Here is a 12,659-nt window from a genome sequence, read left to right on the forward strand (position 1 = left end):
GTCGTGGAGTGGCTGGTCCGTCGACGAGGGGATTCCCGTGCTCTTCGAGGTGTGGGCGCCGAACGCCCGTGACCGGGTGACGCTGGAGCTGAACGGCACCGGCCACCCCCTGGAGCGGGACGCCGAGCGGGACGGCTGGTGGACGGGCGTGGTGCCCGCCGACGACGGCGACCGGTACGGCTACTCCCTGGACGACGGGCCCGTGCTCCCCGACCCGCGCTCCCGTCGGCTGCCCGACGGGCCCGACGGACCGAGCGCGGTCGTCGACCACTCCGCGTACGTCTGGCGCCACGACTCCCCGCGGCTGCGGCCGCGCGGCGGGGTCCTGTACGAGCTGCACGTCGGCACCTTCACCCCGGAGGGCACCCTGGACGCGGCGGCCGCGCGCCTCGGGGAGCTGGCGGGCCTGGGCATCACCCATGTGGAGCTGATGCCGCTGTGCCCCTTCCCCGGGGTGCGGGGCTGGGGGTACGACGGGGTGGCGCCGTGGGCGGTGCACGAGCCGTACGGCGGCCCGGAGGCCCTGAAGCGGTTCGTGGACGCGGCGCACGGGCTCGGCATGGGCGTGGTCCTGGACGTGGTCCACAACCACCTGGGACCCTCCGGCAACCACCTGCCGCCCTTCGGCCCGTACTTCACGGACACCCACCACACGCCGTGGGGCGCGGCGGTGAACCTGGACGCGCCCGGCTCCGACGAGGTCAGGGCGTACTTCCGGGGCAGCGCGCTGGCCTGGCTGCGGGACTACCGGATCGACGGGCTGCGGCTCGACGCCGTGCACGCGCTGGCCGACACCCGGGCGCTCACCTTCCTGGAGGAGCTGTCGGCGGCCGTCGACGAGCTCGCGAGGGAACAGGGCCGGCCGCACTTCCTGATCGCGGAGTCCGATCTCGCCGACCCGCGCACGACCACCCCGCGCGCGCTGGGCGGGATCGGGATCCACGCCCAGTGGAACGACGACTTCCACCACGCCCTGCACACCGCCCTGACCGGTGAGTCCCAGGGCTACTACGCGGACTTCGCGCGCGCCCCGATGGCGGCGCTCGCCAAGACCCTCACCCGCGTCTTCTTCCACGACGGCACGTACTCGGGGTTCCGGGGACGCCGGCACGGGCGCCCCGTGGACCGGGAGCGCACCCCCGCGCACCGCTTCCTGGGCTATGCCCAGACGCACGACCAGATCGGCAACCGGGCGCTGGGCGACCGTCTTTCGGCCTCCGTCTCCCCCGGGCTGCTCGCCTGCGCGGCGACCCTCGTCCTGACCGGCCCGTCCGTCCCGATGCTGTTCATGGGCGAGGAGTGGGGCGCCACCACGCCCTGGCAGTACTTCACCGACCACACCGACCCGGAGCTCGCCGAGGCCGTACGGCGGGGCAGGCGGCGGGAGTTCGCGGAGCACGGCTGGGACGAGAACCAGGTCCCCGACCCGCAGGACCCGGCCACCCGGGACCGCTCCGTCCTCGACCGGACCGAGCGCGAGCGGGACCCGCACAAGCGGCTGCTCGCCTGGCACCGGGAACTCATCGCCCTGCGCCGCACCCTGCCGGACCTGACGGACCCGGACCTGGCGGGGGTGAAGGTGGCCTTCGACGAGGAGGCCCGCTGGCTGGTCTTCCGCCGCGGGGTCCTGCGGGTGGCCGTGAACCTGGGCGGGGAACCGGCGGTGATCCCCCTCGGCTCGAACGGCCGGGACCGGGTCCTGGCGGCCTGGGAACCGGTCCGGGCCCCGGCGGCGGACGGCGTCCTGCGCGTCCCCGGCGAGTCGGCGGTCGTCCTGACGGACGGCTGACCGGGCGCCCGGGGGTGGCCCGCTCGCCGAGCGGGGCGCCCGGCGGCCGGGCCACCGGGCCCCCGCCCGAGGCGGTCGGCTACTCGACGATCGCCATCTCGTGCGGGGTGTTGTTGAAGCGGCGCCCCGCGCCGTCCTCCGTCGCCGTGACGATGTCCTCGATGCGGACGCCGAAGCGCCCCGGGAGGTAGACGCCGGGCTCGATGGAGAAGCACATGCCGGGCACGACGGGGAGTTCCTCGCCCTCGATCATGTACGGGGGTTCGTGGGTCGTCACCCCGATGCCGTGGCCCGTGCGGTGGATGAAGTACTCGCCGTAGCCGGCGTCCGTGATGACCTTGCGGGCCGCCCGGTCGACGTCCTGGCAGGCCACGCCGGGGCGGACCGCCTCGAAGCCGGCCTGCTGCGCCTCGCGCACGAGGTCGTGGACGCGCCGCTCCTCGTCGGTCGGTTCGCCGACGTGGACGGTACGGGTGGTGTCGGAGCCGTAGCCGTGCTTGAGGCCGCCGAAGTCGAGGACGACCATGTCGCCGTGCTCGATGACCCGGTCGCCGGCCTCGTGGTGCGGGTTGGCGCCGTTGGGGCCCGAGCCGACGACGGTGAAGTCGACCTGCGAGTGCCCGAAGCGCAGGAGCAGCGCGGCGAGGTCGGCGGCGACGTCGGTCTCCCTGCGGCCCGCGAAGCGGACCTTGAGGATCTCGCCGTACGCCCGGTCGGCGGCGGCTCCGGCGGCCGCGATCCGGGCCAGCTCGTGCGCGTCCTTGACCCCGCGGAGCATCGGCAGGGCCTCGGTGAGGGAGACGTACGAGGTCCCCGGCAGGGCCTGCTGGAGGCCGAGGAGGTGCATGGCCCAGGCGTTGTCGCTGACGCCGAAGCGGCCGTCGGCGTCGAGGAGGGGTGCGGTGACGGCGTACGGGTCCTTGCCGTCGGTCCAGTCCCGCAGGGTGAGCGCGGCGGCCCCGGCGGCCTTCTCGGCGTCGGGGGCCTCCAGGGTCGGGACGACGAGCACCGGTTCCCGTCCGGGGGCGATCACGAGGGCGGTGAGCCGCTCGGTGATCGCGGTGGGCTGGTAGCCGGTGAGGTAGACGAGGTCGGGGCCCGGGGCGACGATGACGCCCGCGAGTCCGGCGTCGGCGGCGGACTCGGCGGCGCGGGCCATCCGGGCCCGGTAGTCGTCCGCGGTGAAGGGCGCGACCTCTTCCGGTGCCTCCGGCTCCGGGGCGGGGCTGCTCGACATGGGTCTCTCCTCTTCGGGCCGCTGCGTCCTGGACGTACAGCATCCTGCCGGGCGCGGCGTCCGGCCGCGACCGGTCAGCGGCCGGGGCCCTGGGCGATGAGCCGTTCCAGGAGTTCCTGGAAGTCGTCGCCGACGACGATCCGCAGGTCCCCCCGCTCCTCGTCGTGCTCGCTGAGCTGGGTGAGCGTGCCGCCGCGCCACCAGAAGACGTACGGGCTGATGGCGCCCGGCGTGTCCTCGTACCCGGAGGCGGCGAAGGAGGCCATCGCGCCGAGGGCCGGGATGATCGAGGTGTCCCGGATGGGGTGGAAGGCGAGCTGGTGGCGGAAGGGCAGGGCGACCAGGGCGCCGTGCTCGCCTATGGGCAGGCCGGTGACCCGGCGGACCACGCCGTCGAGGTCGAGGACGCGGCTCGCGGTGTAGAAGGAGTCGCCGAGGATGATCTCGAAGGACATGCCGTCGGCGTCGCGGACGGTCTCGTGCTCCTCGACGGGCAGCCCGCGCAGGTTGCGCAGGGCGCGGTCGCGCAGCTGGGCGTGGTCGCCGAGCCGGTCCAGGGCCTCGTCGGTGAGCATCATGACGCTCTCCGGCAGGTCGAGCGCGAGGACCTCGTAGAGCCCGGGGGCGACGGTCCTGGCGTAGCCGAAGGCGGAGGCGTCCATGCCGTCCCCGCTGACGACCCGGGGGTAGAGCTGGGAGCGGATCTGCTCGGGCGGCAGGGTGTCGAGCGCGGACGGCCCGTCCATGGCGCGGACGACCAGACCGATGTGCCGGTGGATCATGCCCGGCCAGACGCGGGGGCCGCGCCGGTCCTGGTGGCAGACGGCGGCGAGGTTGCCGAGGCCGAAGCGGCGTCCCTTGTCGTCGACGACGTGGTCGGCGTAGACGCTGACCTCGAGGCCGAGTTCGGCGAAGGTCTCCCGGACCCGGCCGCGGAACATCGCGGCCTCGCGCTGGGAGAAGTACGCGAACTCGGGGTCCCTCGGTGCGTCGTCGCCGTCCCGCCTGGGTCCTCGTCGCAGCCACCCCACCCTGCCCGCCTTCCGTCGCCGTTGCGCACAGGGTAGCGACTGCCGGTGTCAGCTCTGGAGCCGTCGGGTGAACTCGGCCGCGGGGACGCCGGGTTCGGCGTTCGCGCCGGCCGGGAGGAGGAGTTCGGTCCGGTGGACGAGCCGGGGCGCGACGAGGGGAACGGCGGTGGCGCCGGGGACGTCCGACGCCATCGGCAGGGGCAGCAGGACGAGGCCGTGTCCGGCGGCGGCGAGGGCGGCGAGGGTGCGGGTGTCGGTGCCCTCGTAGCGCAGGGCGGTGCGGAAGCCCCGGCCGGCGGGTCCGCCGTGCGCGCCCCGCAGCCGGTCGAGGGGGAGCCCGGCGGCGGGCGCGTCGAGCCAGCGGGCGTCGACGAGGTCGTCGAGGCGGAGCCCGGGGCGTCCGGCGAGCGGATGGGCGGCGGGCAGGAGGACGGCGAGCGGTTCCTCGGCGACGCCGGTCGCGGCGAGCGGGGCGACGTCGGGGAGCCGCAGCGGGTCGCTGGGGGCGGCGATGCCGTCGACGAGCCCGGCGTCGGCCTCGCCGGTGGCGACGGCGACCGGCACCTGTTCGCGGGGCAGCGCGCGCAGGGTGACGCCGGTGGCGGGGAGCGCGGCGAGGGTACGGGGGTGCAGGGCGAGCGGGGAGGCGGCGACGCTCAGGGTCGCGCGGGGCGCGGCGGCGAACCGGTCGAGGTCGGCGCGGGCGGCGTCGAGGCGGAGCAGGAGCGCCCCGGCGTGTTCGAGGAGGCGTTCGCCGGCCGGGGTCGGGGCGACGGGTCTGCGGGTGAGCAGCGGCAGCGCGAGGTCGGCCTCCAGGGCGGCGATGTGCTGGGAGACGGCGGACTGGGTGTAGCCCAGTTCGCGCGCGGCCCCGGAGAAGGAGGCGAGCCGGGCGACGGTGACGTACGTGCGCAGGAGGTGGGGGTCCATGGGGGTGCGGGCCCGCCCGGTCAGGAGCCGTCGGGTGCGGTGAGCAGCGCGCGGGCGTAGTGGGTGAGCGAGCGGTTGTAGCGGGGCAGCAGGGGCGCGAGGGCGCCCAGGGCGAGGGCGGCGGCCTCGCGGTCGCGTCCGGTGTCGGCGAGGGCGAGGGCGAGGAAGGCGTCGACGGCTCCGGCGAGCGCGGTCTCGTCGGCGTCGAGCCGGTCGGCGGGGAGGTCGCGCTCGGCGGTGAGGAGTTCGACGCTGCGGTCGGGCCGGCCGAGGTTGCGCAGGCTGCTGGCGAGCTGGATGACGGCCCGGCGGCGGCGCAGCCCGGTGAGGCCGCGGTCGAGGGCGCGCGTGTACAGCTCGACGGCCTCCGCGGGCAGGCCGGTGGAGTCGTGGGCGGCGGCCCGTTCGAAGAGGGCGGCGGCGTCGTCGGCGGGCCGCTCGGCGGCGAGCGCGGCGACGCGGGCGCGGAAGTCGGCGGGCTCGTAACGGTCGAGCCGCTCCCAGAGCGAGGCGACGCGCCCCTCCCAGTCGTGCGCGGTGGCCGGGCCCTGATCGTTCGTCATACGGCCACCCTATCCAGCCCCTCATCAGCGTTCGTGATGGAAGGAGCAGGGATCATCGTTGGACGTGAACCGGGAGCGCCGCCGAGGATGATCCCCGTGAACACCACGGCCTCCCTCCCCCGCACCCCCCGTGTCGCCCTGGTCGGCGACTGCTCGCCGCACGTCCGCTCCCACGTCCGGGTCCCCGTCCTCCTCGACGCCCTCGCCGAGCGGGACGGCCTCGTGCTCGACGCGTACTGGATCCCGACCGGGGACGCGGAGGCGCCCGGCGCGGTGCGGGGCTTCGACGCGGTGTGGGTGCTGCCGGGGAGCCCGTACGCGAGCGAGGCGGGGGCGCTCGCCGCGATCCGCGTCGCCCGTGAGGACGGCATCCCGTTCCTCGGCACCTGCGGCGGGTTCCAGCACGCCCTCCTGGAGTTCGCGCGCGGCGTCTGCGGCCTGACGGCGGCGGCGCACGCCGAGAACGACCCGTCGGCCGACGGGGGCGACCTGCTGATCGCGCCGCTGGCCTGTTCGCTCGTGGGGCACGAGGGGGTCGTACGGGTCGCCCAGGGCTCGCTCGCCGAGCGGGCCCTGGGCGCGGAGCGGACCACCGAGCGCTACCACTGCGCCTACGGCCCCGAAAGCCGTCACCTCGACACCCTGCGGGCCCACGGCCTGCGGTTCACGGGCGTGGACGAGGAGGGCGGCGTCCGGATCGCGGAGCTCCCCTCGCACCCCTTCTTCCTGGCGACGCTCTTCCAGCCGGAGCTGGCGGGCGACGGGACCCGCCCGCACCCGCTGATCCGGGCGCTGGCGGTGGCGGCGGGGCGGCACGCGGCGGGCCCGGCCGCCTGATCGACACGGCTCCCCGGGGGGCTGCCCTTCGGATCGGGCCGGGCTAGCGGGGCCGGCCCGGCCGGCAGGACACCCCCTAGTCCATCGTCACGATCAGGTGGGCGCGGTCGCGGCCGCGGGCCACCAGGCGGGCGTTCGCCTCGTCGGAGTCGTGGACCCAGCGTTCGGCGCGGGCCCGGTCCTTGCCGAAGCGGACGTGCCGCTCGACGAGCCGGGGGACGCGCCGGAGGTCGTCCAGGTCCAGGTACCAGGCCTCGTCGAGGAGGGGCAGGACCCCGGCCCAGGCGCCCTCGTCGTGCAGCAGGTAGTTCCCCTCGGTGACGACGAGCGGGACCTCGGGCCCGACGGGCACGGACCCGGCGATCGGCTCCTCGACGGAGCGGTCGAAGGCGGGCGCGTAGACGGTGGTGCCGGGGACGGGGGCGCGCAGCCGGGCGAGGAGCGCGGTGTACCCGGCGGCGTCGAAGGTGTCGGGCGCGCCCTTCCGGTCGGCCCGTCCGAGCCGCTCCAGTTCGGCCTGGGCGAGATGGAAGCCGTCCATGGGGACGAGGACGGCGAGCCCGCCGAGGCGGTCGACGAGCCGCGCGGCGAGCGTGGACTTCCCGGCCCCGGGCGGACCTGCGAGCCCGAGGACGCGGCGGACGGCGGGGCGGTCGGCGGGCCCTGCGGCACTCCCCTCGGCCGGTCCTCCGGTGCCCCCTTCGGCCGGTCCTCGGGGGCTCTCGGCGAGGGCACGCGCGCGGGCCGCCAGGCGCTCGAATTGTTGCGCGTCCATGACGGGCATTGTCACACCGGGCGTGCCGGTTGACGCGGGTAGATTCATACGTATTACGTTTGCCCCATGCCGTCCATCGCACTCGTGACCCTCGTCGTCCGTGACTACGACGAGGCCATCGCCTTCTACATCGACGCCCTCGGGTTCGACCTGGTCGAGGACACCGACCGGGGCGGCGGCACCCGCTGGGTCGTCGTGCGCCCGCGCGGCGCCGCCGGGGTCGGCGGCCTGGGCAACGCGGGCCTGCTGCTCGCCCGCGCCAAGAACGACGCCGAGGAGGCCTCCGTCGGCAACCAGTCGGGCGGCCGGGTGGGCTTCTTCCTCCACACCGAGGACTTCGCCCGCGACCACGCCCGCATGACGGAGGCCGGCGTGAAGTTCCTGGAGGACCCGCGCCACGAGCCGTACGGCTCGGTCGCCGTCTTCGAGGACCTGTACGGCAACCGCTGGGACCTGCTCCAGCCGGCGGACCCGGCCGCGTAGGCCGCCGAGCCGGGGGCCGCATCCGGACGGATGCGGCGCCCCGGCGTCGCCGGGTACGGCCGCGCCCCCGGACGTCGGGTACGCCCCCCGGGAGTTCCACCCCCACGCGCCCCCGCGCGCGGGCCGGCCCCTCAGGGCCGCGGCGGCTGCAGGCTGGGCCTGAGGGCGTCCAGGACGGTCTCCATGAACGGCGGGCTCATGGCGCGGATGCCGAGCAGCCAGCTGTGGTAGATCGGCCCGTAGATGAGCTGGACGGCGAGTTCGAGGTCGAGGTCCTCGCGGATCTGGCCCGCGTCCCGGGCCTTGGCGAGGCGTGCGACGCACTCGTCGATGGCGCCCCGCAGGATGCGGCGCACCCCTTCGGCGGCGACGTCCTCGGTCTGCGCGGCGGCGATCAGACCGCGCCAGATCGCCCCGAGCTCGGTTTCGAACAGGCGCGTCACATTGGCGGTCTGGGTGGCGAGGTCGGCCATGATGTCGCCGGTGTCGGGGTAGGCGCCGTCGGCGCTGCGCCGGACCTCCACGACTTCCAGGAGGATCGCCGCCTTCGAGGGCCACCAGCGGTAGATCGTCGTCTTGGCGACACCCGCCCGGGCCGCGATCGCCTCGATCGTGGTCGCCGCGAGTCCGCGTTCGGCACAGATCGCGAAGGCGGCTTCGAGGATCGCCTGGCGGGCCTTCTCGCTGCGGCGGGACGGGGCCGTGGACATGCGCCCGACCCTACCCCAAGGCCCCACGATACGAAGCGTTTTGACAGGTCAGAGGATCACTGGCACCTTGATCGCCAGCGGAAACGCTCCGTGTCGTATCGCTTCGATTGACCCGGGGGAACCGCCCGCAACCACGCCTGAGGAAACGGCACTTCGTGCCGGTTCGGGCAAATGCGGGCATTCGTCGGCCTCATGGGCCGAAGACCACAAAGGAACAATGATGATTCGCAAGGCAATGTCGGCGCTGATCGCGCTCATGACCCTGGTCGGCGTGAGCTTCCTCGCCGCGAGCCCCGCCCAGGCGGCCGGCAACACGAAGCTGTGGAACATGGGCAGCTGCGCCACCCCCGAGGGCAACAGCACCGCCAACGGTGCCGTCGTCACCGTGTGGACCTGCACCGGCAGCCCCCTGCAGAAGTGGCACTGGAACGGCATGTTCCTCGTCCACGACGCGAGCGGTAAGTGTCTGACGCCGCGCGGCAACGCCTCGGGCACCAACGGCGCCGTCCTGACCCTGTGGACCTGTGACTTCAACTCGCTGAGCAGCCCGCAGCGGTTCGACGAGGACTTCGACCAGTACTCCGACCGCATCCGGACCCTCAACGGCACCAAGTGCATCACCAACAAGGGCAACTCGCTGGCGAACGGCACCTGGCTGACCCTGTGGAGCTGCAACCCCACCTGGAACTACGCGCAGTCCTGGCAGATCTCCCTGTAGTTCCGTAGCCCCGCTCACGCGCGCTACGCACGACGGCCCGCCGATGACGACATCGGCGGGCCGTTCTCCGTCGCCCCGCGGGCGGCGACGGTCTAGCCCAGCAACGGGATGAGCCGTCCCAGCGCCTCCACGACCGGCTGACCCACCGCGCCGACGGCGGCCGCGATCTGCGCGACGGACGCCAGGACGATGCCGCGCTCGCGCAGCGCGGCGCGGTCGGGGGTGAGTTCGGGCAGGGCCTGTTCGATCGTCCGGTCCTGCTCCGGGGTGAGATGGGGGCGCAGCTGACCGAGGAGACGGGTCAGCTCCTCGACGGCGGCGCGGAGCTCGTCGCCCTGGGAGGCGGCGCCGACGGTGCCGTAGTTGATGCCGACGTTCTGGCGGCCGCCGTCCATGTTGACCACGGGGCCGTAGTTGTTGGTCGTGTCGCTCACAGGTTGATCCCCCTGTTGTTGCGGCCCCCGTTCATGTTGACCACGGGGCCGAAATTGTTCGTGTTGCTGCTGTTGAACTGCTGCACGATCGCGGTGAACTCGGCCTCCGGGTTGTCGATCGCGTACGCGATCCGCCCGGCGATCTCGCGGAGCTCGTCCACGCTCGGCAGGGTGACGTGTGCGACGGAGCCGCCGGCCGTCTCCACGGCCAGGACCGACCGCGCCGGCTCGAAGAGCTCCTTGCAGAGGAAGGCGGCCAGGGCGATCAGGACGACGAAGAGAAGGGGGCCGCCCCCGCCCCCGATGCTCTCGTCGCCGCCGTTCACGGTGTTGATCACGGCGTAGACCACGACGGCGACGACGAGCCACTTCAGGAAGCGCAGGAGGGCCGCGCCCCGGTCGGGCTTGAGCCTGAAGGCCTCCACCCGGGTGATGTTGTGCAGCGGGATGGCCGCCGAACCCACCCACAGGATCCGGCGGCTGACCTGGAGGATCAGGGTGCCGTCGCGCTGGACCGCCGGGGATCGCTCCCACGGCCGCTGGGGCGGGGCCGCCGGGGGCGGGTTCCTCGGGGGTGGCGGCCCGGACGGTGCGGACCCGGGTGGCGTCGGCCCGTTGTTTCCCGTGGAGTCCATGCGTTCCCCCGTGTCCTCGTCACTCCCACCCGCGCACCGCGGGAGCACCATTAAGCGCCCGAGGGGGACGACGAGGCAGACGAGATACGGCCAACTCCCCATTCTGGCCGGTACTTTGCCTCAACCGCACCTCGCCCGGGCGGACCGGCGGCCCGCCCGCGAAAACCGCTGTCGCCCGATCCGTCCGACTCCCTACACTCACGTCTCGGCGCCCCGGTCGGTGCGCCGCAGACCGTTCGACCGAGAGGAGAGGACCGTGCGCAGCCGTGCCGCCGTCGCCGTGTCCTCCTCCCGTGCCCGGTACGACGTGATCCTCGCCTCTCCCTCCGGCCGGTGGCGGCTGCGCGCCCGCCACCGCCGACCCGTGACGTTCCCGCCGTCCCGCTGACGGACGGCCCGTCGTCCGGGCATCGCGCTGCCCCGTTCTCCACGCAGCAGCGAAAGGCACGACACCGTGCGTACCCACCTCACCGACCGCGTCCGCAACCTCGGCATCCTCGCCCACGTCGACGCGGGCAAGACCACCGTCACCGAGCGGTTCCTGTACCTCACCGGTGCCACCCACAAGCGGGGCGAGGTCCACGACGGCACCACCGTCACCGACTTCGATCCGCAGGAGCGGGACCGGGGCATCACGATCTTCGCCGCCGCGGTCAGCTGCGACTGGGCCGGGCACCGGATCAACCTGATCGACACCCCGGGCCACGTCGACTTCTCCGACGAGGTCGAACGCTCGCTGCGCGTCCTCGACGGCGCCGTCGCCGTCTTCGACGCCGTGGCGGGCGTCGAGCCGCAGAGCGAGACGGTGTGGCGGCAGGCCGACCGGCACGGCGTTCCGCGCATCGCCTTCGTCAACAAGCTGGACCGGGCGGGCGCGGAGCTCGACACCGCCGTGGAGTCGATCCGTACCCGCCTCGGCGCCGTCCCGCTCCCCGTCCAGCTCCCCATCGGGCGCGAGGACGGCTTCACCGGTGTCGTGGACCTGGTCGCGATGCGGGCGTACGTGTGGGCCGACGGCGCCGACACGTACACCGACGGCCCCGTCCCGGACGAGCTCCGGGACGAGGCCGTGCGCCGCAGGCGTCTCCTGGAGGAGACGGTGGCGGAGCTGCACGCGGGCGCCCTGGAGGAGTTCTGCGAGGAGGGCTCGCTCTCCCCGGAGACCCTCACGGGCGCGCTCCGCGACCTCACCCTCTCCGGCGGGGCCGTGGTCGTGCTCTGCGGGTCGGCGTACCGCAACCGGGGCGTCGAACCGCTCCTCGACGCCGTCGTCGCGTACCTCCCGGCCCCGTCGGACATGCCGCCGGTGCGCGGGGAGGTCCCGGCGGACCCGACGGCGCCGTTCACGGCGCTCGCCTTCAAGGTGAGCGCCACGGCCACCGGCCGCATGACCTACGTCCGCGTCTACGCGGGCACGATCGGGAAGGGGGACACCGTGCTGGACGCCGTCACCGGCCGCACCGAGCGGATCGCCCGCATCCTGCGGGTCCAGGCCGACCGGGCGACCGAGGTCGACGAGGCGCGCGCCGGTGACATCGTCGCCGTCGTGGGCCCGAAGGCCGCCCGCGCCGGGGCGACGCTGTGCGCCCCGGACGCGCCGGTCGTGCTCGAACCTCCGACGACCGCCGACCCGGTGGTCTCGGTCGCGGTGGAGGCGCGCCGGTCCACGGACACCGGCCGGCTGGCGACGGCGCTCGCCCGGCTGTCGGAGGAGGACCCGTCCCTCGTGGTGCGGTCCGACCCGGAGACGGGTCAGACCGTCCTGTCCGGGCTCGGCGAACTGCACCTGGAGGTGGCGGTGGAGAAGCTGCGGCGCGACCGGGGCGTCGAGGTCACGGTCGGCCGTCCGCAGGTCGCGTACCGGGAGACGGTGGCGAAGGGCGTCACCGGTCTGCTCCACCGTCATGTGAAACAGGACGGCGGCGCGGGCCAGTTCGCCCACGTCGTCATCGACGTCGAACCGGCCGCCGAGGGCGAGGAGTTCGTGTTCGCGTCCACGGTGACGGGCGGCCGTGTCCCGCAGGAGTACGTCCGCGCGGTCGAGGCGGGCTGCCGGGACGCCCTCGTCGAGGGTCCCCTCGGCGGCCATCCGGTGACGGGCGTCCGGGTCACGCTCACGGACGGCGCCACCCACTCCAAGGACTCCTCGGAGATGGCGTTCCGCACGGCGGGCCGTTTCGCGCTGCGCGAGGCGCTGCGCGCGAGCGCGATGACGCTCCTGGAGCCGGTGGCCGACGTGACGGTCACCGTCCCCGCGGAGTCCGTCGGCTCCGTCCTCGGCGACCTCGCGGCCCGCCGGGCCAGGGTGACGGACCAGACGACCCGCTCCGGTACGGCGGTGGTGACGGCCACGGTGCCGCTGGCCGAACTCTTCGGCTACGCGTCCCGACTGCGCGGCCGCACCCAGGGCCGGGGCACGTTCACCACCCGGCCGGCGGGGTACGCCCCGGCGCCGGCGCGCGCGTCCGCCGGCTAGCCGACGGCGGTGTCCGGGCTGCGGTCCTCCGCTGCCCGGAC

Annotated in this window: 14 protein-coding genes; 6 read left to right on the forward strand and 8 right to left on the reverse strand. The window is 74.4% G+C overall.

From position 1 onward, the window contains the following. Positions 1 to 37: 37 nt before the first annotated feature. Complete coding sequence (treZ, locus tag ABT129_RS25345) at positions 38 to 1,789, forward strand: malto-oligosyltrehalose trehalohydrolase (RefSeq protein WP_351905812.1); 1,752 nt, start codon at positions 38 to 40, stop codon at positions 1,787 to 1,789. Positions 1,790 to 1,868: 79 nt separating this feature from the next. Here treZ and ABT129_RS25350 read toward each other — a convergent pair whose 3' ends face one another. The 4 genes from ABT129_RS25350 to ABT129_RS25365 all read right to left on the reverse strand — a co-directional run bounded on the left by ABT129_RS25350 (position 1,869) and on the right by ABT129_RS25365 (position 5,550). Further along, on the reverse strand, positions 1,869 to 3,026 hold the full coding sequence (locus tag ABT129_RS25350) for an aminopeptidase P family protein (RefSeq protein ID WP_351905815.1): 1,158 nt from the start codon (positions 3,024 to 3,026) through the stop codon (positions 1,869 to 1,871). A gap of 74 nt (positions 3,027 to 3,100) precedes the next feature. After that, on the reverse strand, positions 3,101 to 4,057 hold the full coding sequence (locus ABT129_RS25355) for a DUF1444 domain-containing protein (protein ID WP_351905818.1): 957 nt from the start codon (positions 4,055 to 4,057) through the stop codon (positions 3,101 to 3,103). Between the two features lie 48 nt (positions 4,058 to 4,105). After that, positions 4,106 to 4,987 carry a LysR family transcriptional regulator gene (locus ABT129_RS25360; protein ID WP_351905821.1) on the reverse strand — a complete coding sequence of 294 codons (882 nt, stop codon included), beginning with the start codon at positions 4,985 to 4,987 and terminating at the stop codon, positions 4,106 to 4,108. 20 nt (positions 4,988 to 5,007) lie between these two features. After that, positions 5,008 to 5,550: a tetratricopeptide repeat protein gene (locus ABT129_RS25365; protein ID WP_351905824.1), complete on the reverse strand. Its 543-nt coding sequence runs from the start codon at positions 5,548 to 5,550 to the stop codon at positions 5,008 to 5,010. Between the two features lie 96 nt (positions 5,551 to 5,646). Between ABT129_RS25365 and ABT129_RS25370 the strand changes: the two genes are divergently transcribed. Further along, positions 5,647 to 6,387 (forward strand): CTP synthase C-terminal region-related (seleno)protein, encoded by a 741-nt coding sequence (locus ABT129_RS25370; protein ID WP_351905827.1) that lies wholly within the window; start codon positions 5,647 to 5,649, stop codon positions 6,385 to 6,387. Positions 6,388 to 6,463: 76 nt separating this feature from the next. Here ABT129_RS25370 and ABT129_RS25375 read toward each other — a convergent pair whose 3' ends face one another. Then, the gene (locus tag ABT129_RS25375; RefSeq protein WP_351905830.1) at positions 6,464 to 7,162 is read right to left on the reverse strand and encodes a nucleoside/nucleotide kinase family protein; all 699 of its coding nucleotides are present in this window, start codon (positions 7,160 to 7,162) and stop codon (positions 6,464 to 6,466) included. A 66-nt stretch (positions 7,163 to 7,228) separates the two neighbouring features. Here ABT129_RS25375 and ABT129_RS25380 point away from each other — a divergent pair, with 66 nt between their 5' ends. Further along, the gene (locus ABT129_RS25380; RefSeq protein WP_351905833.1) at positions 7,229 to 7,645 is read left to right on the forward strand and encodes a VOC family protein; all 417 of its coding nucleotides are present in this window, start codon (positions 7,229 to 7,231) and stop codon (positions 7,643 to 7,645) included. A 131-nt stretch (positions 7,646 to 7,776) separates the two neighbouring features. Here ABT129_RS25380 and ABT129_RS25385 read toward each other — a convergent pair whose 3' ends face one another. Continuing rightward, positions 7,777 to 8,355: a TetR/AcrR family transcriptional regulator gene (locus ABT129_RS25385; protein WP_351905836.1), complete on the reverse strand. Its 579-nt coding sequence runs from the start codon at positions 8,353 to 8,355 to the stop codon at positions 7,777 to 7,779. Positions 8,356 to 8,575: 220 nt separating this feature from the next. Here ABT129_RS25385 and ABT129_RS25390 point away from each other — a divergent pair, with 220 nt between their 5' ends. Continuing rightward, positions 8,576 to 9,073: an RICIN domain-containing protein gene (locus tag ABT129_RS25390; protein WP_351905839.1), complete on the forward strand. Its 498-nt coding sequence runs from the start codon at positions 8,576 to 8,578 to the stop codon at positions 9,071 to 9,073. Between the two features lie 92 nt (positions 9,074 to 9,165). On the opposite strand, the gene ABT129_RS25395 is transcribed toward ABT129_RS25390, so the two are convergent. Then, positions 9,166 to 9,507: a hypothetical protein gene (locus ABT129_RS25395; protein WP_351905842.1), complete on the reverse strand. Its 342-nt coding sequence runs from the start codon at positions 9,505 to 9,507 to the stop codon at positions 9,166 to 9,168. Further along, positions 9,504 to 10,142 carry a DUF6232 family protein gene (locus ABT129_RS25400; RefSeq protein WP_351905845.1) on the reverse strand — a complete coding sequence of 213 codons (639 nt, stop codon included), beginning with the start codon at positions 10,140 to 10,142 and terminating at the stop codon, positions 9,504 to 9,506. Before ABT129_RS25400 ends, ABT129_RS25395 begins: the two co-directional genes overlap by 4 nt. Positions 10,143 to 10,398: 256 nt before the next feature. Here ABT129_RS25400 and ABT129_RS25405 point away from each other — a divergent pair, with 256 nt between their 5' ends. Both ABT129_RS25405 and fusA read left to right on the forward strand, forming a co-directional pair. After that, positions 10,399 to 10,530, forward strand: a complete 132-nt coding sequence (locus ABT129_RS25405; RefSeq protein WP_351905848.1) for a hypothetical protein — start codon at positions 10,399 to 10,401, stop codon at positions 10,528 to 10,530. 66 nt (positions 10,531 to 10,596) lie between these two features. Further along, positions 10,597 to 12,618, forward strand: a complete 2,022-nt coding sequence (gene fusA, locus ABT129_RS25410; protein ID WP_351905851.1) for an elongation factor G — start codon at positions 10,597 to 10,599, stop codon at positions 12,616 to 12,618. The last annotated feature ends 41 nt before the right edge of the window (positions 12,619 to 12,659 follow it).

This window comes from Streptomyces sp. NPDC002057 (genome assembly GCF_040296665.1).
In the GTDB taxonomy this organism is placed as follows: Bacteria; Actinomycetota; Actinomycetes; order Streptomycetales; family Streptomycetaceae; genus Streptomyces.